Annotated in this window: 23 protein-coding genes and 1 pseudogene; 6 read left to right on the top strand and 18 right to left on the bottom strand. The window is 42.7% G+C overall.

Annotated elements, in window-relative coordinates; translation table 11 throughout:
* Positions 1 to 38: 38 nt before the first annotated feature.
* The 7 genes and pseudogenes from glnA to CYK16_RS11040 all read right to left on the bottom strand — a co-directional run.
* A complete protein-coding gene (gene glnA / locus CYK16_RS07350; RefSeq protein ID WP_004255939.1) occupies positions 39 to 1385 on the bottom strand; it encodes a type I glutamate--ammonia ligase in 1347 nt (448 codons plus the stop codon).
* A gap of 36 nt (positions 1386 to 1421) precedes the next feature.
* Complete coding sequence (gene glnR, locus CYK16_RS07345) at positions 1422 to 1778, bottom strand: transcriptional repressor GlnR (RefSeq protein ID WP_000659548.1); 357 nt, start codon at positions 1776 to 1778, stop codon at positions 1422 to 1424.
* A 76-nt stretch (positions 1779 to 1854) separates the two neighbouring features.
* Positions 1855 to 2382 carry an FUSC family protein gene (locus tag CYK16_RS07340; protein WP_000119915.1) on the bottom strand — a complete coding sequence of 176 codons (528 nt, stop codon included), beginning with the start codon at positions 2380 to 2382 and terminating at the stop codon, positions 1855 to 1857.
* A gap of 135 nt (positions 2383 to 2517) precedes the next feature.
* Positions 2518 to 2733, bottom strand: coding sequence for a hypothetical protein (locus CYK16_RS10735; RefSeq protein WP_176602632.1), 216 nt, complete (start codon positions 2731 to 2733; stop codon positions 2518 to 2520).
* 78 nt (positions 2734 to 2811) lie between these two features.
* The gene (locus CYK16_RS07330; RefSeq protein WP_001096743.1) at positions 2812 to 4008 is read right to left on the bottom strand and encodes a phosphoglycerate kinase; all 1197 of its coding nucleotides are present in this window, start codon (positions 4006 to 4008) and stop codon (positions 2812 to 2814) included.
* An 89-nt stretch (positions 4009 to 4097) separates the two neighbouring features.
* Positions 4098 to 8933: an endo-beta-N-acetylglucosaminidase gene (locus CYK16_RS07325; RefSeq protein ID WP_374702232.1), complete on the bottom strand. Its 4836-nt coding sequence runs from the start codon at positions 8931 to 8933 to the stop codon at positions 4098 to 4100.
* Between the two features lie 342 nt (positions 8934 to 9275).
* Positions 9276 to 9338: pseudogene (locus tag CYK16_RS11040) on the bottom strand (YSIRK-type signal peptide-containing protein); the annotation flags it as partial.
* Positions 9339 to 9641: 303 nt separating this feature from the next.
* Between CYK16_RS11040 and CYK16_RS07320 the strand changes: the two are divergent.
* Positions 9642 to 11273 carry a Na/Pi cotransporter family protein gene (locus CYK16_RS07320; RefSeq protein WP_060806108.1) on the top strand — a complete coding sequence of 544 codons (1632 nt, stop codon included), beginning with the start codon at positions 9642 to 9644 and terminating at the stop codon, positions 11271 to 11273.
* A gap of 160 nt (positions 11274 to 11433) precedes the next feature.
* Here the strand turns inward: CYK16_RS07320 and CYK16_RS07310 are convergent, their stop codons facing one another.
* Together CYK16_RS07310 and pepA are read right to left on the bottom strand one after the other, a co-directional pair.
* Positions 11434 to 11730 carry a bacteriocin immunity family protein gene (locus CYK16_RS07310; RefSeq protein ID WP_060806107.1) on the bottom strand — a complete coding sequence of 99 codons (297 nt, stop codon included), beginning with the start codon at positions 11728 to 11730 and terminating at the stop codon, positions 11434 to 11436.
* Positions 11731 to 11751: 21 nt separating this feature from the next.
* Positions 11752 to 12816, bottom strand: coding sequence for a glutamyl aminopeptidase (gene pepA / locus CYK16_RS07305; RefSeq protein WP_060806106.1), 1065 nt, complete (start codon positions 12814 to 12816; stop codon positions 11752 to 11754).
* Between the two features lie 284 nt (positions 12817 to 13100).
* Here pepA and galE point away from each other — a divergent pair, with 284 nt between their 5' ends.
* The 5 genes from galE (at position 13101) to CYK16_RS07280 (ending at position 17957) form a co-directional block, all read left to right on the top strand.
* Positions 13101 to 14099 (top strand): UDP-glucose 4-epimerase GalE, encoded by a 999-nt coding sequence (galE, locus tag CYK16_RS07300; protein WP_081094088.1) that lies wholly within the window; start codon positions 13101 to 13103, stop codon positions 14097 to 14099.
* A 143-nt stretch (positions 14100 to 14242) separates the two neighbouring features.
* Complete coding sequence (locus CYK16_RS07295; protein WP_060806105.1) at positions 14243 to 15202, top strand: ABC transporter permease; 960 nt, start codon at positions 14243 to 14245, stop codon at positions 15200 to 15202.
* Entirely contained in the window at positions 15192 to 16148 is a 957-nt protein-coding gene (locus CYK16_RS07290) for an iron chelate uptake ABC transporter family permease subunit (protein WP_101776835.1), read from the top strand. The genes CYK16_RS07295 and CYK16_RS07290 overlap by 11 nt, the downstream gene beginning before the upstream one ends.
* On the top strand, positions 16145 to 16897 hold the full coding sequence (locus tag CYK16_RS07285; RefSeq protein WP_101776834.1) for an iron ABC transporter ATP-binding protein: 753 nt from the start codon (positions 16145 to 16147) through the stop codon (positions 16895 to 16897). Before CYK16_RS07290 ends, CYK16_RS07285 begins: the two co-directional genes overlap by 4 nt.
* A gap of 94 nt (positions 16898 to 16991) precedes the next feature.
* Complete coding sequence (locus tag CYK16_RS07280; RefSeq protein ID WP_101776833.1) at positions 16992 to 17957, top strand: siderophore ABC transporter substrate-binding protein; 966 nt, start codon at positions 16992 to 16994, stop codon at positions 17955 to 17957.
* Positions 17958 to 18064: 107 nt separating this feature from the next.
* Here CYK16_RS07280 and yidD read toward each other — a convergent pair whose 3' ends face one another.
* From yidD to racE, 9 genes are read right to left on the bottom strand one after another with little or no spacing between them, the layout of a single operon-like run.
* The gene (gene yidD, locus CYK16_RS07275) at positions 18065 to 18307 is read right to left on the bottom strand and encodes a membrane protein insertion efficiency factor YidD (protein ID WP_060806101.1); all 243 of its coding nucleotides are present in this window, start codon (positions 18305 to 18307) and stop codon (positions 18065 to 18067) included.
* Entirely contained in the window at positions 18307 to 19029 is a 723-nt protein-coding gene (locus CYK16_RS07270; RefSeq protein WP_060806100.1) for a pseudouridine synthase, read from the bottom strand. Before CYK16_RS07270 ends, yidD begins: the two co-directional genes overlap by 1 nt.
* Positions 19016 to 19585, bottom strand: a complete 570-nt coding sequence (scpB, locus tag CYK16_RS07265) for an SMC-Scp complex subunit ScpB (RefSeq protein ID WP_049543749.1) — start codon at positions 19583 to 19585, stop codon at positions 19016 to 19018. Before scpB ends, CYK16_RS07270 begins: the two co-directional genes overlap by 14 nt.
* 18 nt (positions 19586 to 19603) lie before the next feature.
* The gene (locus tag CYK16_RS07260; RefSeq protein WP_000351899.1) at positions 19604 to 20332 is read right to left on the bottom strand and encodes a segregation/condensation protein A; all 729 of its coding nucleotides are present in this window, start codon (positions 20330 to 20332) and stop codon (positions 19604 to 19606) included.
* The gene (gene xerD / locus CYK16_RS07255; RefSeq protein ID WP_004236637.1) at positions 20332 to 21066 is read right to left on the bottom strand and encodes a site-specific tyrosine recombinase XerD; all 735 of its coding nucleotides are present in this window, start codon (positions 21064 to 21066) and stop codon (positions 20332 to 20334) included. Before xerD ends, CYK16_RS07260 begins: the two co-directional genes overlap by 1 nt.
* Positions 21063 to 21524 (bottom strand): cyclic-di-AMP-binding protein CbpB, encoded by a 462-nt coding sequence (gene cbpB, locus CYK16_RS07250; RefSeq protein WP_000560716.1) that lies wholly within the window; start codon positions 21522 to 21524, stop codon positions 21063 to 21065. Before cbpB ends, xerD begins: the two co-directional genes overlap by 4 nt.
* Positions 21521 to 22042 (bottom strand): metallophosphoesterase, encoded by a 522-nt coding sequence (locus CYK16_RS07245; protein ID WP_001118598.1) that lies wholly within the window; start codon positions 22040 to 22042, stop codon positions 21521 to 21523. The genes cbpB and CYK16_RS07245 overlap by 4 nt, the downstream gene beginning before the upstream one ends.
* Positions 22018 to 22989, bottom strand: a complete 972-nt coding sequence (locus CYK16_RS07240) for a nucleoside-triphosphate diphosphatase (protein ID WP_000182404.1) — start codon at positions 22987 to 22989, stop codon at positions 22018 to 22020. The genes CYK16_RS07245 and CYK16_RS07240 overlap by 25 nt, the downstream gene beginning before the upstream one ends.
* Positions 22986 to 23780: a glutamate racemase gene (racE, locus tag CYK16_RS07235; protein ID WP_000370377.1), complete on the bottom strand. Its 795-nt coding sequence runs from the start codon at positions 23778 to 23780 to the stop codon at positions 22986 to 22988. Before racE ends, CYK16_RS07240 begins: the two co-directional genes overlap by 4 nt.
* Between the last annotated feature and the right edge of the window lie 22 nt (positions 23781 to 23802).

Here is a 23802-nt window from a genome sequence, read left to right as displayed (position 1 = left end):
AAGAAAAAAGACCACCCTCAGGCAATCTTTCTTCTATATTAGTAAAGGTCTAAATAGTTATCAATTTCCCATTGTGAAACGAAGGTTGCATAACTTGCCCATTCGATTCGTTTGGCTTCAAGGAAACTAGTATAGATATGTTCTCCAAGAGCCGCTCTGACAACCTCATCTTCAGTCAGAGCTTTCAAAGCGTTGTGAAGAGTTGATGGAAGGTCTGTAATACCAGCTTCCTTGCGCTCTTCTGCTGTCATGATGTAGATATTTTCTTCGATAGGAGCTGGTGCTTCGATTTTATTTTCAATACCATGCAAACCAACTTCCAAAAGAACAGCCATAGCGATGTAAGGGTTCGCCATTGGATCCACTGAACGCAACTCAAGACGAGTTCCCATACCACGTGAAGCAGGCACACGCACAAGTGGCGAACGGTTACGACCAGCCCAAGCAATGTAAACAGGTGCTTCATAACCTGGAACCAAACGTTTGTATGAGTTAACTGTTGGGTTCATAATGGCAGTATAGTTGTAGGCATGCTTAATCAAACCGCCAAGGAAATGGTAGGCAGTTTCTGACAACTGCATTCCTTTTGGATCATTTGGATCAAAGAAGGCATTGTTTCCTTCTTCATCAAACAAGGACATATTACAGTGCATACCTGATCCAGCAATACCAAATTTTGGTTTGGCCATAAAGGTTGCGTAAAGACCATGTTTGCGAGCAATGGTTTTAACAACAAGTTTGAAGATTTGAATCTTATCACAAGCACGGAGAACTTCATCGTACTTAAAGTCAATCTCGTGTTGTCCAACAGCAACTTCGTGGTGACTGGCTTCTACTTCAAATCCCATTTTGGTTAAGACATTGACAATCTCACGACGTGTGTTGTCCGCAAGGTCAGTAGGCGCCAAATCAAAGTAGCCACCCTTGTCATTCACTTCAAGTGTTGGATCTCCATTTTCATCCAACTTAAATAGGAAGAATTCTGGTTCTGGTCCAAGGTTGAAGGATTTGAATCCCACTTCTTCCATGTGACGAAGAGCACGTTTCAAATTGCCACGAGGGTCTCCTGCAAATGGTTCACCTTCTGTTGTATAGACATCACAGATCAAACCTGCAACACTTCCATTTTCATCTCCCCAAGGGAAGACTGTCCATGTATCCAAGTCTGGGTACAAGTACATATCCGACTCATTGATACGTACAAAACCTTCAATAGAAGATCCATCAAACATAGCCTTATTTGACAAGACTTTATCTAACTGTTCATCTGTAGCAGGAATTTCGACGTTTTTCATGGTTCCCAAAATATCTGAGAACATGAGACGGATAAAGGTAACATTTTTTTCCTTGACTTCACGACGAATATCTGCAGCTGTGATTGGCATGAGTTTTCTCCTTAATGTATGACTACCTGCGGTTGCCTAACCGCGACCAAAAGGTGACCGTACTGAAGCAAAGCGACCCTGTTGGAGGAGTTCATTGTGAAGTGCACGACGCACTTCAGTCTGACTAACCGCTTTCTTGGATTTCGCTTCACGTTCAGCATATTTTTTCTTAATGGCAGCGATATTATAACCTTCAGAGATATAATCTTTGATTTCAAGCAGACGATCCATGTCATTCAAGGAATACATGCGACGGTTCCCTTCGTTTCGATCAGGCTTAATCAACTCTTGATCTTCATAATAACGAATCTGACGCGCCGATAGATCGGTCAACTTCATAACACTGCCGATAGGAAAAACAGCCATATTTCGGCGAAATTCTTTTTCCTTCATTTACAATTTCCTTCTTTCTGTCTATTATAGTCTAAAAAAAGATAAACGTCAATTGATAATGTTATAAAATGTAACATTATTTTTCTTTTTTCTCTAAAAAGAGCCGAATACGATCAATATCGTAATTTACGAGAATTGCGACAAAAACTCCCATGAAAGTTTCTGATACACGCGCAAATACGTACAAAATTGTTTCGCCACTCGGAATCGATAAGGTAATGATTAACATAGCTGCTACACCACCAATAACTCCTGCTTTGTTATTCATGGCTACATTTGTCATAATGGTTAACATGGTGCAGATTGGAACAACTACCAAGGTCACCCAAAAGGCTTCGTGGAAAAAGGTATTTAATAAGAAGAAGACTAGGGCATAGAGGCCACCGATACTATTTCCTAGAATACGCGAAGTCCCAAAATGGACACTCTTATCAAAACTCTCCCTCAGGCTAAAAACGGCTGTCAAAGCACCAATTTGAAGACCTTTCCAACCAAAAAAGCCAAAAATCAAGAGAACTAGAAAAACAGCAATACCTGTTTTAAAGGTTCGCATACCAAGTTTGAACTGGGATTTATCGAATTTATATTTTTTAAAATAACTCATAATCTCAACTTTCTATTTCCATTTTATCATAAATCGGTGATTTTTATGAGTAATAGTTGAGAGGAAGCGTTTTTATTTTAAGCAAAAGAAAAGAGGAACTTTCATCCCTCTCTTCTTTGACTTGTTTATAAAATCTTATTTTTCTGTCAAGGCTGCAAGTCCTGGAAGAACTTTATACTCAATGAAAATCAAAGAGCAAACTAGGAAACTAGCCGCAGGCTGTACTTGAGTACGGCAAGGCGACGTTGACGTGGTTTGAATTTGATTTTCGAAGAGTATTACCTTCAAGAAGCTCCATTGATGCCCCACCACCGCGTCACAAATACCTACACTAACACAAAAAGGTGACATAGCCACCTTTTTGTTAACGTTTCAGTTTTGTTCCTTTTTCTACAAAATCAGGATTTTGTAGAGACTAACGTGCTGAAATTATTTTTCTGTAAGTGCAGCCAAACCTGGCAATACTTTACCTTCGAGAAGTTCCATTGATGCTCCACCACCCGTACTAATCCATGAGAATTTGTCTGCGCGACCAAGGTTGATCGCTGCGGCAGCTGAGTCACCACCACCAATGATTGATTTAACGCCTGGTTGTTTCACGATAGCGTCCATCACACCAATTGTACCAGCTTGGAAATCTGGGTTTTCAAATACACCCATAGGTCCGTTCCATACAACTGTTTTGGCACCAGTCAAAGCTTCGTCAAATTTAGCGATAGATTTTGGACCGATGTCAAGACCAAGGAAGCCTTCAGAAACTGCTTCACCTTCAGTGTCACGCACTTCAGTGTAGCCAGCAAATGCGTTAGCTTCTTTTGAGTCAACTGGCAAGATCAATTTACCGTTTGCTTTTTCAAGAAGAGCTTTCGCAACATCCAATTTGTCTTCTTCTACAAGTGAGTTACCGATTTCGATACCTTGTGCTTTGTAGAATGTGTAAGTCATACCACCACCGATAAGGACTTTATCAGCTTTTTCAAGCAAGTTTTCGATAACACCGATCTTGTCTGAAACTTTTGAACCACCAAGGATCGCTACGAATGGACGTTCTGGAGTTTCAACTGCTTCTTGGATGTAGGCAATTTCGTTTTCAAGAAGGAAACCAGCAACTGCTTTTTCAACGTTTGCTGAGATACCAACGTTAGATGCGTGTGCACGGTGAGCTGTACCGAATGCATCGTTTACGAAGATACCATCTCCAAGTGATGCCCAGTATTTACCAAGTTCAGGATCGTTTTTAGATTCTTTCTTGCCGTCAACATCTTCATAACGAGTGTTTTCAACCAAGAGAACTTGTCCATCTTCAAGAGCGTTGATTGCTGCTTCCAATTCAGCACCACGAGTGACACCTGGGAAAACAACATCTTGACCCAATTTAGCAGCCAAGTCAGCAGCTACAGGAGCAAGTGATTTACCAGCTTTATCAGCTTCTTCTTTCACACGTCCAAGGTGAGAGAAAAGAATTGCACGTCCACCTTGTTCGATGATGTACTTAATAGTTGGAAGAGCTGCTGTGATACGGTTGTCGTTAGTGATTACGCCATCTTTCAATGGTACGTTGAAGTCAACACGAACGAGGACTTTTTTACCTTTCAAGTCAACGTCTTTAACAGTAAGTTTTGCCATGTTACAAAAACCCCTTTATTTATTTTATTCGAAACTATTATATCACACTTTGGAAATATAAGGAAAGATTTCACAAGATTTTTCGATATTTAATCTTCATCTTCTTTTTTCTGTTTCAATGTCAAGGCTAAACTAGCAAGACCAAGGCTTGCCAATCCTGCTATTAGGGCTTCATTGGCATCAGCAGTTCCTGTATTTGGCAATTGTTTGCCTGCTTCTTCTGATTTAACTGCTGTATTTTGGGCTGGTTTTTCTTGTGTAGGCGCTACTGCTGGTTCAGGAATCGCCTCTTGGATGACTTCTGTTGAACGAAGACGACGCTGACCGTTTTCATCAACTTCAAAGACATGTCTCAACAGACCATCTCGTCCCTGTATGATGACTCGTTGTTCCCCAACTAGCATCTCAGCATTTTCATGCTCTTGACGGTCAAAGGCAACCTTTTCCTCTTGAACTTCCAATTTAGGAGCCTTTTGTTGATCAGAAGCCGGTTGATTAGTAGGTTTTGGAAGGTCTGTGTTTTGTGGTGCTGGATTGGCAGGAATGAGACCAGTACCTACTTCTACGATTTCAGGGCTTGCTTCTTTCAAAACTTCTGTAGCGCGAAGCGTACGATTGCCTTGACTATCTACTTCAATCAAACGGCGAATTTGCCCCTCAACTCCTGCTTGGACAAGTTGACGTTGACCGACTGGGAGATTTGGATTTGGACGTTCTTGGTGTTCGAAGGCAATACTTGTCTCTTCGACTTCTAATTTCGGAGTATCCACAACCAAATTCTTGACACCTTCAGCCGGTTCCTTGCTTGAAATAACTTTTTCTACCGGTTTAGCAGGTTGTGGTTTTTCAGCAGATTCATAAACAAAGGCATAATGAGTAAAGTGTGGTGCTGTAAAGATGACATGATTATCCGTTTGTTCAAAAGCCAATTCTACAGCTTCTTTACCTTCAGGTAAGAAGAAGACTTTCTTCACTTTTTTATCTTTTTCAATTGGAATTTTCACAATAGAAGCGTAAGAGAGATCAACGTCTTGGCCTTTTTCATCTAGACCTTCTATTTCAAAGACATGAGCATCTTCTCCAGCAAAGTATTTCTTCTCTTCAGCACTTGCTTGAACACGCTCTACTTTTAAGCCCTTGATAACAGTCTTCTCTTTATTTGAGAAGTGTACTTCAACACCTGTTTTACTATCAGAAAATACTGCTGGCTTGTCTTCTTTCAATAAAGCAACCAGATCTTTCAGACTCTGTTTTGCTGTTGCAAGCTCTTCTGGACTCAAATCTACTTTTTCAACCAAGGCCTTGTTTTTCTCAAGAAGCGGAGCTAGGGCAGAACCTGAAGGATGGTTTGGTTTGGCAGCCAAGAGTTCTTGAGCCTCACCTGTTAAGCGATCAAGTTCTGTCTTTTCTTCCGTAAATTTCTCTTGACCATTCAGAGCTTTATGAGCTTCTGTCAATTTATTAAGTCGGTCATTAACCTGATCTTGGGTGCTAGTTTCATGGTCTTTCAACACTTGTTCGGCCGCTTCAATTGCTTTCAAGAAGGCTTCTTTTACTTCTGGTGAAGCAAAGTTATAGACCACCTTGTTCTTAGCCGCTTCAACTTCTGCTAATTTTTGTTTAAGGTACTCATCGTTCAATGCTGCTTTTGGAGATACCAAAACATCAAAGTTGACTTCATGACCTTGGTAACGAAGAGTCAAGGTTTGACGACCAGTCTTTTGAGCATCGTAACCAGAAATTTCAACTCCCTCATCAGTAAAGGAATGTTCTTCCATAGTGTCATTACTATAAGCCACTGCAAAGCGTCCTTCAGACAAGTCTAAGCTATCACCAACTAGGTAATCTTTTTTCGGTTCCTGACTTACTTCAATTCCCAGAATAGTTTTCGGACTTGCTTCATCTTGACTAGTAACAGTCACTGATAAATTAGCATGTACCGGTTGCCCCAAATATTGTAAAGTAAGATTTTGTTCTCCCTTATGATGCGTATCAAAACCTGATACTGATACACCCGCGTGAGTTAGGCGAATAAGTTCGTCCTCAGCTCCACCTTCGTACTGAACTCGAAGAACACCACCTCTAAGGTCCAAATCCTCCCCTTCGGCGTAGCTTGTTTTCTTAGGTCCTGTTTCTAGGCTGACTGACTTGATTCTTCTGTCATCTTTTGGAACGGAAACTGCTAGGACATTACTAATTTCCTTGCCTGGCAACTGGGTACGATAGTAAAGAAGACCAGATTGATTTGTCAAATCCAATGGTGAACTTGCTAGCTCTCCTCCAACTTCGCTCTTCAAGGTTGCAAGCGGAGTTTGAGAATTTGGATTATCATAAACGGTAATGGTTGCTCCGGCCGGTACATCCGCAAAGCCAACTTGTACCTTGTTATTGCCTAGAGAACGGGCTGCAGCCTTGGCCATCGGAATATTGACACTTTCAGTATCAAGCTTTTCATACATTTTCCAGTTATAGATACGAATAGCCTTCCATGGAGTTCCATTGTCAGAAGTGACAACATTCAAGCGCCAATCTTGAGCTGTGATAGGTTTGTCAAGGGTAATATCTGTAACATGGGCTTTATTGCCACGGACTTCCTTAGCCAACTTCCATTGACCATCCGCATCTTTATAATAGAGGTCAAAGTCTTTGGTGTTCATCAAACCATCGTTTACAGATTCTCCACCAGCTCCAGCATGGTCCATCACCCATCTAACAACTGTACGTGGCTGGGTCAAACGAATATCCACACTACCACTTAACTGTCCAGAAGACCACTTGTCTGAAAGACTGGTAATGGTACCATTCAACATACCTTCAATACCTTCTCCACCTTCAGTCTTAGGGAAAGTACTATCAATAACTGTTGCACCTGGAACAATATTTTCAGCTAGTGGTTTTGGTAGGCTGGTATCTTTTACAGTCATGCCCCAATCAAAGGTTGTGGTTGCAGCTTCTGAACGAACCCCATTTTTACCGACTGCTACAACCTTCAGTTCTTGAGTTGTACCCTGAGCACTTGCTGAACGGCTAACTTTTGGTAGATAAATAGTTGTAGAAGATGAGCCAGTTAGTAATTTCCAGCTGTCTCCATCTTTTTCGTAAACTTCATAGAAATCTGCATCCTTGTTGCCTTTAAATTGCACAACTGCTTCCGCTTCTTGGGCATTTTTAAGGACTTGTTTGGCTACAGCTACTGTGGTTGGTGCCTGAGGAGCATCTTGATTATTGCTGATGGTCAATTGCCCCAGGTTAAATTGATAACCTTTTAAGTCTTTGTCATTTTCAAAATAGAGTTTAATACCGTAAATTGTTTTACCTGCCAAGGCACTCAAATCAAAATCATCGGTAGTCCAGTTATCTGAAACTGTCAATTCTTTACGGGCAGCTTCATCACCGTAGGTATAATCTTTCTTGGTTGCAAATTCTACATAAACCTTGGTCCCTTTGCCTCCTTTGTGGGCAACATGCAATTTAGTGGTATCTGTCACCTTCAAGCGAGTAGAGTACAAATTCACATCTTGCTTGGTCGCACCTGAAAGATCCCCTGCAAATTTGAGAGAAGTTCCACCATTATAAGCGTCTTCAAAATCATAGCTTGCTTTCAACTTATCACCAGTTGATTTTTGCCACCAGCGCCATGTTGGAAGAACACCTGAAACTGAACGGTAATTCCACTCAGAATCCTTAGAAACCTTACCATCTACGAACCATTTTCTACCATGACCTGTATTAAAAGAAGTAGTAAAGGTATTACCTACTGCTGGCGTACGGTCCGCAACTAGGTTAGCAATCCCATACCAATCTTTATCACCTGGTTTTTGGCCAGTAGGATCACCTTGATAACCTGTAAAGAAGATATCTTCATTCTTATGATAATCTTCACCAGTTTTTCCTAAACTTGTAATGGTATCTGGGGCGAACAAACCCAGAGAAAGGCGTAATTTCCCATTTTCATCTAAAATGTCATTCCATTTGACCTTGGCCTTGTAGGAACCACCCTGTTGCAATTCCAAACCTGCAAATACGTCATAAGGGTTACGGACAATCCAGTTGGCAGTTGTAATAGTGTAATCATTCTTAGCCTTATCCCAGTTAAAGTTAGCAAAGAAGTTATCTGCTGGAACCTTATCTCCTTCTGGTTGCATGAATTGGTAGTTGTATTCTCCCAAACCATCTTGGTGGTAACGTCCATAGTTATAAGTCATAGCATCGTACCAAGAATACTTGATTGGATGGTTTACCTTAGCAGCATATTCCTTGGTATAGAGCATAAACTGGCGCATCTTTTCTCCAAGAGGTTCAACCAAATCCCCAGTTGTTTCCTGGTTGATGAAATAGCCATCATAGCCATAATACTTGGCCATATCCACCAATTTACGGGCAATTGGGAAGCTACCATCTGGGTCTTGCTTCAAAGCTTCAGCGAATTTTTCTTGATCAGCAATACTATTAGACCAGTTGAAGAAAAGTGTACCATATACAGGCACCCCGTTACGGTGACCTGCATCAATAACGTCAGGAGTTGGTACGAGACCTTCCCAGAAGACCATTGAATCTAAATATTGCCAATAGTCAAAAGCATAGGCCTTGAACTCTTCTCCACCAACAGAAGCGTGGTCTTTTGCTTTAGAATTGGTGTTGGATAGGGCTTGTACTTTTGCTTCCTTGCTAGCTTTTTCATTAACCAAATGACCTGTCCGACGTGAAGCGAGGGCAACAGATCCGCGGTTAATAGCGTCATCTTCACGAGCTCCTGGTTCCCATTTCAACAATTCATCCCAAGAATTAAATTTGATTTCCTTTGGTTTTAGTGTTTTTTCCGTATTTTTAGGGACATCTGGCTGGACTTCTTTTTCAGCCTTATTAGCTTCTGCTGCTGGCTTAGACTCATCCCCTTGGCTAGTTACTTCGGGCTTTGCTTCTATTTCCTTTTCAGACTTAGGTTTTGCTTCTGCAGATGGTGTTTCTGCAGCCACCTCACTTTCTTTTTCCTCTGGTTTAGCTGCGCTAGCTGCTTCTGCGGTTTCAGTAGTTGCAGCTTCATTGCTTGCTGGTGAAGCAGTTTCAGATGCTGTCGCTACTCCTTCTGCCTTTTCTGGCTTATTTTCTCTAGCATGTTCTCCTTCATGCTGCTTGTCAGCTTCATTAGTTGGATGCTCACTCTCTCCTGAAACAAGCTCTGTATTGGCTCCATTATTTTCAGGAACTGCAGTTTCTTTTGCTAAGGCTGGACCAGCAAATAAAACAGCCCCAATCATCAGCGAGCAGGCTCCTACTGATAACTTACGAATACTGTAACGACAACGTCTTTCAAAAAATGGATTCTTCATTTTCTCCTCCTAAAAGATTGATTTTGTTGTATAAAAGAAAGCGCTTAACTTTCTTTATAAAATTTTTATCCCAATCACAGGGACCAAGATAATTCCTCCCTCATTTTAAAATATTTCTTTTAAATGTCAATATATAAAAGGAAATACCTATATCTAGGTTAGAAATTGGTAAAATTAATATAATTAAGGCCTATTCTAACGAATTTTCTTTCTAAAATCTTAGCTTAACACTTGTTAGATTTACTTTTATCCTTTAAAATAGAATAGGAGAAATTCCGTTATTATTTTTCGGAGGAAAAAGAAATGTCCATTAATTGGCAGGAAATTTTATTTCACTTTTTAGGTGGTCTGGGACTATTCTTATATAGTATCAAGACCATGGGAGACGGTTTGCAACAAGCTGCTGGAGATCGCCTTCGTTTTTACATTGACAAGTACACTAGCAATCCCTTTTTAGGTGTTCTAGTCGGAATTGTCGTGACTGCCCTGATTCAGTCAAGTACAGGAGTTACAGTCATCACGGTTGGACTGGTCAGCGCTAGCCTTCTAACTCTTAGACAGGCTATCGGAATTATCATGGGAGCCAACATCGGAACCACAGTTACTTCCTTTATCATCGGTTTCAAGCTTGGTGAGTATGCTTTACCCCTGATTTTCCTTGGAACCATGTTCCTCTTCTTTACCAAAAACAGAACAGCAAACAATATCGGACGCATCCTGTTTGGTGTAGGAGGAATCTTCTACGCCCTCAACCTCATCAGTGCCGGTATGAGCCCTCTTAAAGATTTACCACAATTCAAGGAATACATGGTAACCTTGGGACAAAATCCTGTGTTAGGAGTTTTTGCCGGTGCAGTGATTACCGTCCTCATCCAAGCTTCTTCTGCGACAATCGGGATTTTGCAAGGTCTCTATGCAGGTGGATTCCTTGACCTTAAAGGTTCGCTACCGGTTCTCTTCGGGGATAATATCGGGACAACCCTAACAGTTATCATCGCGGCAGCTGGTGCCAATGTCTCTGCGAAACGCGTTGCTGCAACCCACGTTACCTTTAACGTTTTAGGGACTATTCTTTGCTTAATCTTATTAGGTCCATTTACGTCTATGATTGAGTACTTCCAAGCACTCCTTCACCTCTCACCTGAGATGACCATCGCCTTCTCTCACGGTGCCTTTAACGTAAGTAACACCATTGTACAATTTCCATTCATCGGAGCTTTGGCCTACTTTGTAACCAAGCTCATCCCTGGTGAAGATGAAGTTGTGAAGTACGAGCCACTTTATCTTGATGAGCATTTGATTAAACAAGCTCCATCAATCGCTCTCGGAAATGCGAAAAAAGAACTCCTTCACTTAGGAAATTACGCTTCTAAAGCCTTCGACCTTTCATACAACTACATCATTGACCTCAATGAAAAGATTGCTGAAAAGGGACACAAGACAGAAGAAGCCATCAATACCATTGATGAAAAATTGACTCGTTATCTCATTACTCTTTCAAGTGAAGCCCTTAGCCAGAAAGAAAGTGAAGTGCTCACCAACATCCTTGATTCATCCCGTGATTTGGAACGGATTGGGGACCACGCAGAAGCGCTAATCAATCTAACCGACTACCTTCAACGTAAAAATGTTGAGTTCTCTGAAGCTGCTTTGCAGGAATTAGCTGATATCTATCAAAAAACCACTGGCTTTATCAAGGATGCCCTTGATAGCGTGGAAAACAATGATATCGAAAAAGCTCAAAGTCTGATTGAACGCCATAAAGAAATCAACAATATGGAACGTGTTCTCAGAAAGACCCACATCAAACGCCTTAATAAGGGTGAGTGTTCAACACAAGCTGGGGTCAACTTTATCGATATTGTTTCCCACTACACTCGTGTATCAGACCATGCTATGAATCTGGCTGAAAAGGTCATCGCTGAACAAATCTAATGCTCTTCGAAAATCAAATTCAAACCACGTCAACGTCGCCTTGCCGTACTCAAGTACAGCCTGCGGCTAGTTTCCTAGTTTGCTCTTTGATTTTCATTGAGTATAAGTACCAAGAATTGCTATTCCACCATATAGAAAAATGCTTTGATTCACAATGGAATCAAAGCATTTTAAAGAGCTCCCCATACATAAGCGCAGAAGCTGCGGTTCCTCTGTACTTAGCTTCTTCTCTTTTGATAAAGCGAGCCAAGTTGAGCAACTCAGGTGCCGGATGTCTAGGATTCTTGAGCAATTCACGATTGACCAGGCCTGAGAGACGGACTGCCAGCAATTGCTCATTTGTAGTAGGCAGTTTTTTAGCAGTCTCTAGGAGAGCAGCAACTAAATCTTCACTCAAATCATGTCGAGCATGATTGTAAAGATCTTTTACAAGGCTTTCTAGGTTTGGTTCTACCATCCCTACCACCTCCCTTATGGTTTAATAATTTTTAATCAAATCAACCGTTGAACGATCCAATTTCTTCACCAAAGCTTGTAAGAAAGCTTGCGCTTCTAGGAAGTCATCCATTGCGTAGAGGGTTTGGTGAGAATGGATATAACGAGCACAGACTCCGATTGTTGTTGATGGGACACCACCATTTTTCAAATGAGCTGCGCCAGCGTCTGTTCCGCCTTTACCACAGTAGTATTGGTACTTGATACCAGCTTCTTCAGCCGTTGTCAAAAGAAAATCCTTCATCCCTGGGAGAAGCAAGTGACCTGGATCGTAGAAACGAATCAAGGTTCCATCTCCAATCTTGCCTTGACCACCGTAGACATCACCTGCTGGTGAGCAATCAACTGCGAGGAAGACTTCTGGGTCAAACTTGGTTGTGGAAGTATGAGCACCACGCAGACCAACTTCTTCTTGGACGTTAGAGCCAAGATAGAGTTCATTTCCGAGTTTTTGACCTGACAGAGCTTCCGCCAACTCGCTAACCATAAGAACACCGTAGCGGTTGTCCCAAGCTTTTGAGATGATATTTTTTTCATTGGCTGTCAAGATTGCAGCACTATCTGGTACAATGGTGTCACCAGGACGGATGCCAAAGCTTTCTGCCTCAGCCTTATCCGCAAAACCACCATCAAAGACGATATCTGCAATGACTGGCATGGTTGGTCCGCCCTTACCACGAGTCAAATGTGGCGGAACAGAACCTGAAATCACAGGAATTTCACGACCGTCACGAGTAAAGAGTTTAAAGCGCTGGCTACTAACCACCATAGGATTCCAACCGCCAATCTCAACGACACGGAAGGTACCGTCTGGCTTAATCTCGCTGACCATAAAACCAACTTCATCCATGTGAGAAGCGACCAAGACGCGCGGCGCATCTGCAGCTTCTGAATGTTTAACCCCGAAAATACCACCCAAGCCATCTGTCACCACTTCATCCACATGCGGTGTCAACTTTTCACGAAGATAAGCACGGACAGGTGCTTCATGACCTGAGATCGCAGCAAGTTCTGTTACTTCTTTGATTTTTGAAAATAATGTTGTCATTTCAGTTCCTTCTTTCTTTCATCCATTTTACCACTTTTTATAGGAGAAGGATAGCGGGAAGGTGGATTTCTAAATTAGTATCTTAGTCTTACTGTATCTTAGAAAAAGCTTGTATTTTCTTGCATGTGAGGTGAAATCTAAGAACTATTCCAAGACCAACCAAACCATTAATTCACAAACAAAAAACAATCCAATGCTATATTTTTCATGAAATTTCCAGAAAATGGTTGACTTTGCCTTCTTCTTTCTTTAAAATAGTACAAAACTAGGAAAAGGAAAAAATCATGACCAAAACAATTCTTGTCACAGGTGGGGCTGGCTACATTGGCTCCCATACCGTTAAAGCTCTTTTAAATTCTGGCTATCAGGTACATGTCCTCGATAATCTCTCTACAGGAAATCGAGCGGCTGTGGATAGTCGTGCTAGCTTTAAACAACTGGATGTTTATGATGCTAGCGCCTTAAAAACTTATTTGGAAGAAAATCAGATTGATGCTGTTCTTCATTGTGCAGGTGAAATTGTTGTGAGCGAAAGCATTGAAAACCCAAGCAAATACTTCACTGCCAATGTTGCTGGTATGAACCAAGTTCTCAAAGTCTTATCTGAAGTTGGCATTCAAAAAATCATGTTCTCTTCGACTGCTTCCCTCTATGGTAATAACTGTATTGACAAGCCAGCAACTGAAGATACCCTGCTCGACCCTGTCAACCCTTATGCAGAAACAAAACTGATGGGTGAACGAATGATTTACTGGATGGCCAATCGCTATGATTGGAAATATGTCATTTTCCGTTACTTTAATGTTGCTGGGGCTGAAATGGATGCTTCAAACGGTCTACGTGTGAAAAATCCAACTCACATCATTCCCAATATCAACAAAACCGCATTGGGACAAAATGATAGCCTAAAAATATTTGGAGATGACTACGATACACGTGACGGTTCATGTATTCGAGATTACATTCATGTCTTGGATCTTGCACAGGCTCATGTTAAAGGAATGAACTACCTATTTCAAGAAGACAGTTCTTCTCAAATCTTTAACTTAGGAACTGAAAAAGGCTATACCGTCAAAGAAATCTTTAAAACTGCTGAAGAATTACTGAATCAAAAAATACCACACGAAATTGTTGCTCGCCGTGCTGGTGACCCAGCTAGCGTCCTAGCAGACGCATCAAAAGCTAAAAAATATCTTGATTGGAAGGCTAGCTACTCCCTCGAAGATATTATTTTATCAGATTATCGTTGGCGTGTTAAAGAAGGCAAAAACATTTTGGAATAGGATAACAAAGGAGAAAGCCTTGGCGCTCTCTCCTTGTTTTATTCATTAAATTGTCAGAAAATTTATTGACAGATTAAAGAAATCGTGTTACAGTAATATCCGCGGGTATCTTTCGATACCAAATCTATTTGAAAGGATGGGGTATGAAACTTTCTCATTATTTAATTGGCTTACTTCTACTCCTAATCTTTCTCTCTATTAGCATTGGGACCAGTGATTTTTCATGGAAAAAGCTCTTTGCTTTCGACCAGCAGACCTGGCTTCTCTTTCAGGAGTCCCGTCTTCCAAGAACTATCAGCATTCTTCTGACCGCCTCTAGTATGAGTATGGCCGGACTGCTCATGCAGACCATCACTCAAAATCAGTTTGCTGCTCCGAGTACAGTTGGAACCACTGAAGCTGCCAAACTGGGAATGGTACTGAGCCTCTTTGTCTTTCCGTCTGCTAGTCTGACCCAAAAGATGCTCTTCGCTTTTGTTTCATCCATCACATTCACCCTCTTCTTCCTAGCCTTTATGACTATTTTCTCTGTAAAGGAAAGGTGGATGCTACCCTTGATTGGGATCATCTATAGTGGAATTATCGGTTCTGTGACAGAAGTTATCGCCTACCGTTTCAATCTGGTTCAGAGTATGACCGCCTGGACCCAGGGCTCCTTCTCCATGATTCAGACCCATCAGTATGAGTGGCTCTTCTTAGGGCTCATTATCCTGATAGCCGTTTGGAAATTATCCCAAACCTTTACCATCATGAATTTAGGGAAAGAAACCAGCGAAAGTTTGGGGATTTCCTACTCCCTGCTTGAAAAACTGGCCCTCTTTCTGGTGGCGCTAACGACTAGTGTTACCATGATTACTGTGGGTGGCTTGCCATTTCTCGGGGTCATCGTTCCCAATCTTGTTCGCAAGCACTATGGAGATAATCTAAGTCAAACCAAACTCATCGTCGCACTGATCGGTGCCAATTTAGTTCTGACTTGCGATATCCTATCCCGAGTTCTGATTCGGCCCTATGAGTTGTCTGTCAGTCTCTTGCTAGGAATCATCGGTAGTCTCGTCTTTATCCTACTTCTCTGGAGAGGAGGACGAAAAGATGCCGTCTAAAAGCAAACATACCAAGCTCTTCTGGATTCTCATTATTCTTGCCATCGGAGCTTGCCTTCTCTACTTTTGGCCCATCACTCACTTGTCAGCCTTTGCTTGGAAGTTGCGTTCCCAAAAGATTATCGTTTATCTCTTGGTAGCCATCGCGACAGGGATTTCGACCATTAGTTTTCAAACCCTAACGGAAAATCGCTTCCTGACGCCAAGTATTTTGGGAATCGAATCCTTCTACGTCCTACTGCAAACTCTGCTACTGGTTTTTGAAAGTAAGTTTCTTCAACTTGGCAAGTCTCCTATCTTAGAATTCCTAGTTTTGCTTCTGCTTCAATCCCTCTTCTTTCTTGCCTTGCAAGGCTACTTGAAGACACTGATAAAACACGACCTGGTCTTCATCCTGCTAATCTGTCTAGCACTCGGAAGTCTCTTTCGAAATATCAGTACCTTCCTTCAGGTCCTGATGGATCCAAACGAATACGATAAACTGCAGAACAGTCTCTTTGCCTCCTTTCAACATCTCAACACTTCCATCCTAGCCATCGGTTCTCTAATCATCCTCGCTTTGACCATCTTTTTCTTTCGAAAAGCAGTTATTCTGGATGTCTTGCACCTGCAAAGAGCAACGGCTCAAATATTGGGGCTCGATGTGGAAAAAGAACAGAGAGAACTCCTCTGGGGTATCGTGCTTTTGACCTCAACTACCACTGCCTTGGTAGGACCTATGGCCTTCTTCGGCTTTATGCTGGCTAACCTCACCTACCTGATTGTCAAAGACTATCAGCACAAGATACTCTTTATCGTAGCCATTCTGATCGGATTTATCAGTTTGACCTTGGGACAAGCCCTGATTGAACGAGTCTTTGCACTGGAAATTCGAATCAGCATGATCATTGAGAGCGTTGGAGGTCTCTTATTCTTTATCTTACTATACAGGAGGTCACGTCGGTGAAACTGGAAAACATTGACAAATCCATTCAAAAACAGGATATTCTGCAAGGTATTTCCCTTGAAATCAGTCCTCAGAAACTAACAGCCTTCATTGGTCCAAATGGTGCTGGAAAATCGACTCTCCTCTCCATCATGAGCAGACTGACCAAGAAGGATCAGGGAATTCTCAGTATCAAAGGTCGTGAAATTGAGAGTTGGAATTCGCAAGAACTAGCCAAAGAACTGACTATCCTAAAGCAGAAGATCAATTACCAAGCCAAATTGACTGTAGAAGAACTGGTCAGTTTTGGACGTTTTCCCTACAGCCGAGGTCGACTGAGACCAGAAGATTGGGAAAAAATCCGAGAAACTCTGGACTATCTGGAACTGACTAACTTAAAGGACCGCTACATCGATAGTCTGTCTGGTGGACAACTCCAGCGTGTCTTTATCGCTATGGTACTGGCCCAGGATACAGACTTTATCTTGCTAGACGAACCGCTTAACAATCTTGATATCAAGCAAAGCGTCAGCATGATGCAGATTCTTCGGAGACTAGTGGAAGAACTCGGAAAGACCATTATCATCGTCCTCCACGATATCAACATGGCTAGCCAGTATGCGGATGAAATTGTTGCCTTCAAGGACGGCCAAGTCTTTCGCAAGGGAACCACAAATCAAATCATGCAGGCTGACCTTCTCAGTCAACTCTATGAGATTCCCATCACGCTGGCTGATATCAATGGCAAAAAAATCTGTATCTATAGCTAGCCATTCTGAGCCCCTGTTAGAGAAAACTCTGTCTCTTAATAAACATCACTAAGAGACTCCCTACATCGTTATCACATTTTAAAAAGGAGAAATCATGAAAACATCCCTTAAACTTTATCTCACTGCCCTAGCGGCCAGCTTCTTGCTCCTACTTGGTGCATGTAGTACAAACTCAAGCACTAGTAAGACGGAGTCAAGTAGCTCTGCTCCAACAGAGGTAACCATTAAAAGTTCACTAGGTGTAGTCACACTTTCAAAAGTCCCTGAAAAGATTGTGACCTTTGACCTCGGTGCTGCGGATACTATTCGCGCTTTAGGTTTTGAAAAGAATATCGTCGGAATGCCTACAAAAACTGTTCCGACTTATCTTAAAGACCTAGCTGGAAAAGTTAAAAATGTTGGTTCTATGGTTGAGCCAGACCTAGAAGCCCTTGCTGCTCTTGAACCAGACCTAATTATCGCTTCACCACGTACCCAAAAATTCGTAGATAAGTTCAACGAAATCGCTCCGACTGTTCTCTTCCAAGCAGGCAAAGATGACTACTGGACTTCTACCAAGACTAATATCGAATCCTTAGCAAGCGCCTTTGGTGAAACTGGTACACAGAAAGCCAAAGAAGAATTAGCTAAGCTAGACAAGAGCATCCAAGAAGTCGCTACTAAAAATGAAAGCTCTGACAAAAAAGCCCTTGCCATCCTCCTTAATGAAGGAAAAATGGCAGCCTTTGGTGCCCAATCTCGTTTCTCTTTCTTGTATCAAACCTTGAAATTCAAGCCAACTGACACTAAATTTGAAGACTCACGCCACGGACAAGAAGTCAGCTTTGAAAGTGTCAAAGAAATCAACCCTGACATCCTCTTTGTCATCAACCGTACCCTTGCCATCGGTGGGGACAACTCTAGCAACGACGGCGTCCTAGAAAATGCCCTTATCGCTGAAACACCTGCCGCTAAAAATGGCAAGATTATCCAACTAACACCAGATCTCTGGTATCTAAGCGGAGGCGGACTTGAATCAACAAAACTCATGATTGAAGACGCACAAAAAGCCTTGAAATAAGCTACTTTAAACTCAATCACATCTTTACATGATAAAACGCATCCTATCAAGCTCACTCAAACCTGATAGGATGCGTTTTTATCATTTTGAAATCTGTTTGCCCAACCTCATTCCCCTTCTTGATTCCGTTTGAGGGAAAAATGGTCTGGGACGAGGTCCTTACCTGTTTTCGACCAGGGATGGCAACGTAAAATCCGAGCCAAGCCCATCAAGACACCCTTGAAGCCATGTTTCTCAATAGCCTGAATCATGTAGTTTGAACAAGTCGGCTCAAAGCGACAAGAGGGTGGAAAGGCTGGTGAGATAAAACGTTGGTAAAAGCGCACAGGCGCTATTAAAATTCGTTTCATTATTTCTTGGTTACAGCCATGGTGTGTAGTTGGCTAATTTCTTTTTTATTAAGACGACGGGATTCTCCTGGACGGAGTCCTGTCAAGTCTAGGTGTCCGAAACGGGTCCGTGACAACTTGTCCACTTGGAGACCGACAGCTTCAAACATCTTTTTAACCTGGTGGTTACGCCCTTCATGAATGGTCAACTGCACCACAGAGCGGTTTTTGACTGGATCCACTTTGAGAATCTCATAGACAGCTGGTTTGGTTTTCTTACCATCAATCTCAAGTCCACGGGTCAAGGGGCGGAGATTGTCCTTATTGGCCACACCTTTAACACGCGCGACATAAACCTTGTCAATCTCATTACGAGGGTGAATCATCTCATCCGTAAAATCCCCATCATTGGTCAAAATCAAGACTCCTGATGTATCCCAGTCCAAACGACCTACAGGGTAGATGCGCTCCTTCACGTTGGGCAAGAGATCGACAACCGTCTTGCGGCCCTTGTCATCTGTCACACTGGAAATCACACCGCGTGGTTTGTTAAGCAGATAATAGACCTTTTCTTCGTTGTAGATAGGTTGACCTTCCACTTCGACCTTGTCGCCTGACTTGATGGTCGTTGCTAGTTCACGCACTACATGACCATTGACCGTCACCAAGCCTTGCTTGATCAGCTCTTCTGCTTTTCTCCTACTGGCCACACCTGCGTGGGCAATATACTTATTGATTCTCATCTTCTTCTATCCTTTCACCAAATAATTGGCTTTCTTGGGCTTGAATCTCAAGCTCATCAATCACTGGTAATTCTTCCAAATGATTTATCCCCATGTAATCTAGGAAATAATCTGTAGTTACATAGAGGTTGGGGCGACCCAACACTTCTTTTTTCCCGTCTTCTCGTATCAAGTCAAAGGCCTGCAACTTTGCCAAGGCCCCACTCGAGTTGACCCCACGGATGGCATCAATCTCTATCCGTGTGATGGGCTGCTTGTAGGCAATGATGGACAAGGTTTCAAGGGCAGCCCGAGATAAACTCTGGTTGATAGGTGCCTTAGAGTATTCCTTCAAAACCGCTGCAAATTGAGGCTTGGTCACCAATCTATAAGCGCCCCCTGTCTCAATTAGAGCCAAACTGGAATCTGGGTCCTTTTCATACTTCTGGGCTAATTTTTCTAAACTCTGTTGGATGCCTGTCGGTGGCAGAGAGAGAAGTTCAGCTAACTGGCGGACTCTAATCCCATCTTCACCCGCTACAAACAAGAGCGCTTCTATTTTTGCTAAAGTACTCATCTTTCCTCTCTATCAAGTCTAGCTTTGGGCCACTTGACTTTCTTCCTTCTTTTCCATGAGATAAATATCTCCGAAACTTTCCTCTTGCACGAGGATCAGCTCCTGGGTTTTGATTAACTCTAGGGTTGCCAAAAAGAGGGTGATGACCTCTTGGAGATTCTGGGCTTCCTTAAACAAATCCTGCAAGCACAATTGATCTCGTCCAGTCAAGGACTCTTTCACGATAACCATCATGTCCTCAATCTTATACTCATCCCGCAAGATGGTCGTGTGATTCTGTGCAAACTCCTCTTTTTTCTTGGCTAGGATATTTGAAAAAGCCAAAAAGAGGTCAATGGTCGTCTTGTCATGCACAAGCTCCGCATCTTCGTAAATCAACTCTGTCGGTGCTTTAGAATAATACTGGGCCCGTTCTTGGTGCTTGGCTTCCAAGTGCTCACCCAAGAGCTTAAACTTACGGTATTCTTCGATTTGGGAGAGAAGATCCTGCTCTAGGTCATCCTCCAAATCTGTCACTTCCGCTACCTTTGGAAGAAGCTTGCGGCTCTTGATCAACATGAGCTGACTGGCCATGACCATGTACTCGCCCGTCACTTCCAGACGCATGGCCTGCAGGGTTGAGACATAGGCTAGATACTGCTCAATGACTTCCGTGATGGGCACATCATAGATATCCATCTGGTACTTAGAAACCAGGTGCAAAAGCAAGTCCAAGGGCCCTTCAAAATCTTTTAATTTAATATCCATTATCTATATTTTTCTAAGGTCAGGACTGTTTTTAATCCTAATTTTTTTGCAATTTCGTACAAATCGACCTTCTTTTCTATTTGTCTTAGAATGAACTGTTCCCGTAGGGCTTGGGCTGATAGTGCTGGAAAACCTTTCTCCTTGACAAAAGCTTCTAACTGACGAAAGGCCCACTGACGAGAATAGGCTTTCCCTGCCCTTTCAAAAAGATAGGTTTGCCCCATCAAGGGTTCCAATTCTGAAAGCAAGGTCGTGGGAATGGTGACAATCCTCTGTTGGGAAGCCTTCTTGATTCGCAACACTTGAAAATCTAGATTGATATCCACAACCTTGAGATCCAAAATCTCACTCGGCAAGAGCCCCATTTCTAAGATAAGAAGAGCCAGTAAACGCCCCTCTGGATAATTACTTTCCTGCCAAAAAGAGTCTAGGTTTAACAGTTCTGGTTTTGAGGTCTTCTTTTCAGCTTGTTTGGCTAATTCCAAACGATAAAAGCTGTCCACTTCTCCTTTTTGATAGAGAAAGTAGAGAAATTGGTTACAGGCCGAAATCTTTCGCTTCTGAGCGCTGATTTTTAGATTGGCTAGCTGGGCTTGGTAAATCTTGAGACTGGTCTCCGAAATCCGCTCGCCCACGACGTCTAAAAATTGCTCCAAATCATACTTATAGGACTGCTTGGAATTGGCAGATAAGCCCTGCTTTTCTTCTAAAAAGGCTGAAATCCTGTCTCTCATTTGCATCGAATCTCATATTCCTTACTAAAGTCGTGCAAGAGGGCATTGACTGCCTTGAGGATAGACTTGCGCGTGATGATTCCTTGGAAAATACCAGACGCATCCACAACCGGCAAGAATGACTCATCTACCAGCTTGTGCAAGACCTCCGTAATGGTAAAATCAGGCGAGACGACCGCTACGTCCGTTTTGGTCATATGAACGATATCCGTATCTGCCATGATTTCTTGACTCAAGTCATGCTCCATCTGATAAGCCATAATATCTCTGAGCCCAATCGTCCCAACAAACTGTTTTTCATCTGTCACAACGGGAACACGGGTATAGGTCATCTGACTGAGCAAGAGGGTCGCGTGATCTGCATTGTGGGTATCAATCAACACGGCTAGATTTTCAGCAGGAGTCAAAAAAGTTTCCTCCTGCCCCAACAAGAAAGTTTCAAACTCCTTGGCAATCATCGGCTAAACTCCTTGGACAAGCCTGGATACACCTCATGGTCTCGTGTCAAAAAGTCCACTTTAAAATAACTATCATCAATCTCCACACGAGCATAGAGACATTCTCTGATGGTCCCACGTGGTTGACTGATGGAACCTGGATTTAGAAAGAGGGTCTTGCCTTCCATCCAAGCACTTGGCACATGCAAGTGACCATAAAGACAGATATCGGCCTCTTCTTCCTGAGCCCAGTAGTCCAACTTTTGAAAGTTGAAATTGATGTCAAACAAGTGACCATGGGTTTGGATAATCTTGGTCGAACCAAGCTCAGTCACCAAACGTTCTGGGTAGCCGGCGTAGAAGTCCATGTTCCCTTTAACAACACGGATGCCTTCCCAAAGGGGAGAATCAGGACGCAGTTCAGAATCGCCGTTATGAAAAACGGCATCAACTTTGCCTACATAGCGATCACGGATTTCTTCCACAATCAAGCTATCGCCATGAGAATCGCTCATTACAATGATGATTTGCTTTGCCATGATGGAAATACCTCCAAAAGTTTCTTAACGGCTAAGGCACGGTGAGATTGACTATTTTTTTCTTCAAGGGTTAATTCAGCTGAGGATTTGCCTGTCTCTCCTACAAGGAAGAGAGGATCGTAACCAAATCCATTTTCACCCTTAGGTTCAAAGTTAATGTAGCCAGGCCAGTCTGCTTCAACAACCAAACTTTCCTTGTTTGGACTGGCTACGACTAGGGTTGTATGGAATTGAGCCGAGCGGTCCTTGAGTTCAAAGACCATGGCCAATTCGTGCAAGAGTTTGGCATTGTTTTCACGGTCAGTAGCTCCCACTCCTGCGAAACGAGCTGACCAGACACCTGGCAAGCCACCAAGGACATCGACTTTGAGACCTGAGTCATCTGCCAAAACCATCTTGCCCGTTAATTGAGAAATAGTTTCTGCCTTGAGACGGGCATTTTCTTCGAAGGTCATACCTGTTTCTGCTACTTCCGGTAGGTCAGGGTAGTCATTAAGATTTTCCACATCGTAGCCTAGCTTGTCAAAGATAGCTCGGAATTCCTTGGTCTTGCCCTCGTTACGAGTCGCAATCAATAAGGTTTCTCTGACCTTGTTTGTCTCAAAGAAATCATGAACATCGACCCCTTCTTTGGGCAATTCCACATACAAGAGTTGCCCATTTTCAACCAAGAGCAGAGCCCCTTGACGTTGGATAACTTCCACATTTCGTCCCATTTCTTGGTTGAGGATATCTACCACAAAAGACAATAAACGGTAGAGAGAACCATAGCGTAAAACAGTAACAGAAACAGGAAAACCTCGATCCTCATCTCGAAATCTTTGGGCAAACTCCAATAGAGGAAAATCCAAGTCATCATCCGTCAACGTCCGGACGCCACCAAAAATACCATAGGACCCAACATACCAGTCCTGGTCATCCTTATATTCATAAATTTTATTTGTCATAATTCTACATGCTCCACATAAATCTCTTTTTCCAGCCATTCTTCACCAATTTGTGCAAAACTTTGGCTGCTGGCTGTTGTGTAAAAACGGTGATGGAGTGGTCCGGCATCGCGACCACGATTGATTTCAAAATAATTAAGTAAGACTGAGATATCCCGTACGCACTCTGCTCCACTATCGATGAGCTGAACTTTTGGTCCCATGACATTTTGAATAATAGGTCTGAGCAGTGGATAATGGGTGCAACCCAAAATCAGGCTATCCACCTTTCCAACCAAGGGACGCAGGGTCTCATAGACTACTTTCTTGGTGACACTGGTTGACAGGGCACCAGACTCCACCAAGGGGGCAAACTTGGGACAGGCCAAACTCTCCACCTGTAAGTCTGGATCCAGATCATGAATTTTCTGACGATAAATGTCTGATTGTACCGTCATGGGCGTTCCAATGACCCCGATTTTCCCACCTTGGCTAGACTTGATGGCTGCCGAAGCTCCTGGTAAAATCACACCCAAGACAGGAATGTCTAGTTGAGCCTTGATTTCTTCCCAGACGACCGCAGTCGCAGTATTACAAGCAATGACAATCATTTTGACATCCTTGGTCAAGAGAAAGTTGACCAACTGCCAAGTATATTCACGAATTTGCTCAGCAGGACGGGGACCATAGGGCGCCCGCGCCGAATCTCCAATATAGACGATTTCTTCATGGGGAAGCTGGCGCATGAGCTCACGCACAACGGTCAAGCCCCCAACACCCGAATCCAAAAAACCAATTGGTCGATTATCCATACAGTCTTCTTTCTAGTCTTTT

The organism is Streptococcus oralis subsp. dentisani (assembly GCF_002860905.1).
Classification (GTDB): domain Bacteria; phylum Bacillota; class Bacilli; order Lactobacillales; family Streptococcaceae; genus Streptococcus; species Streptococcus oralis_BA.
This window is presented reverse-complemented; position numbering and strand designations above follow the sequence as displayed.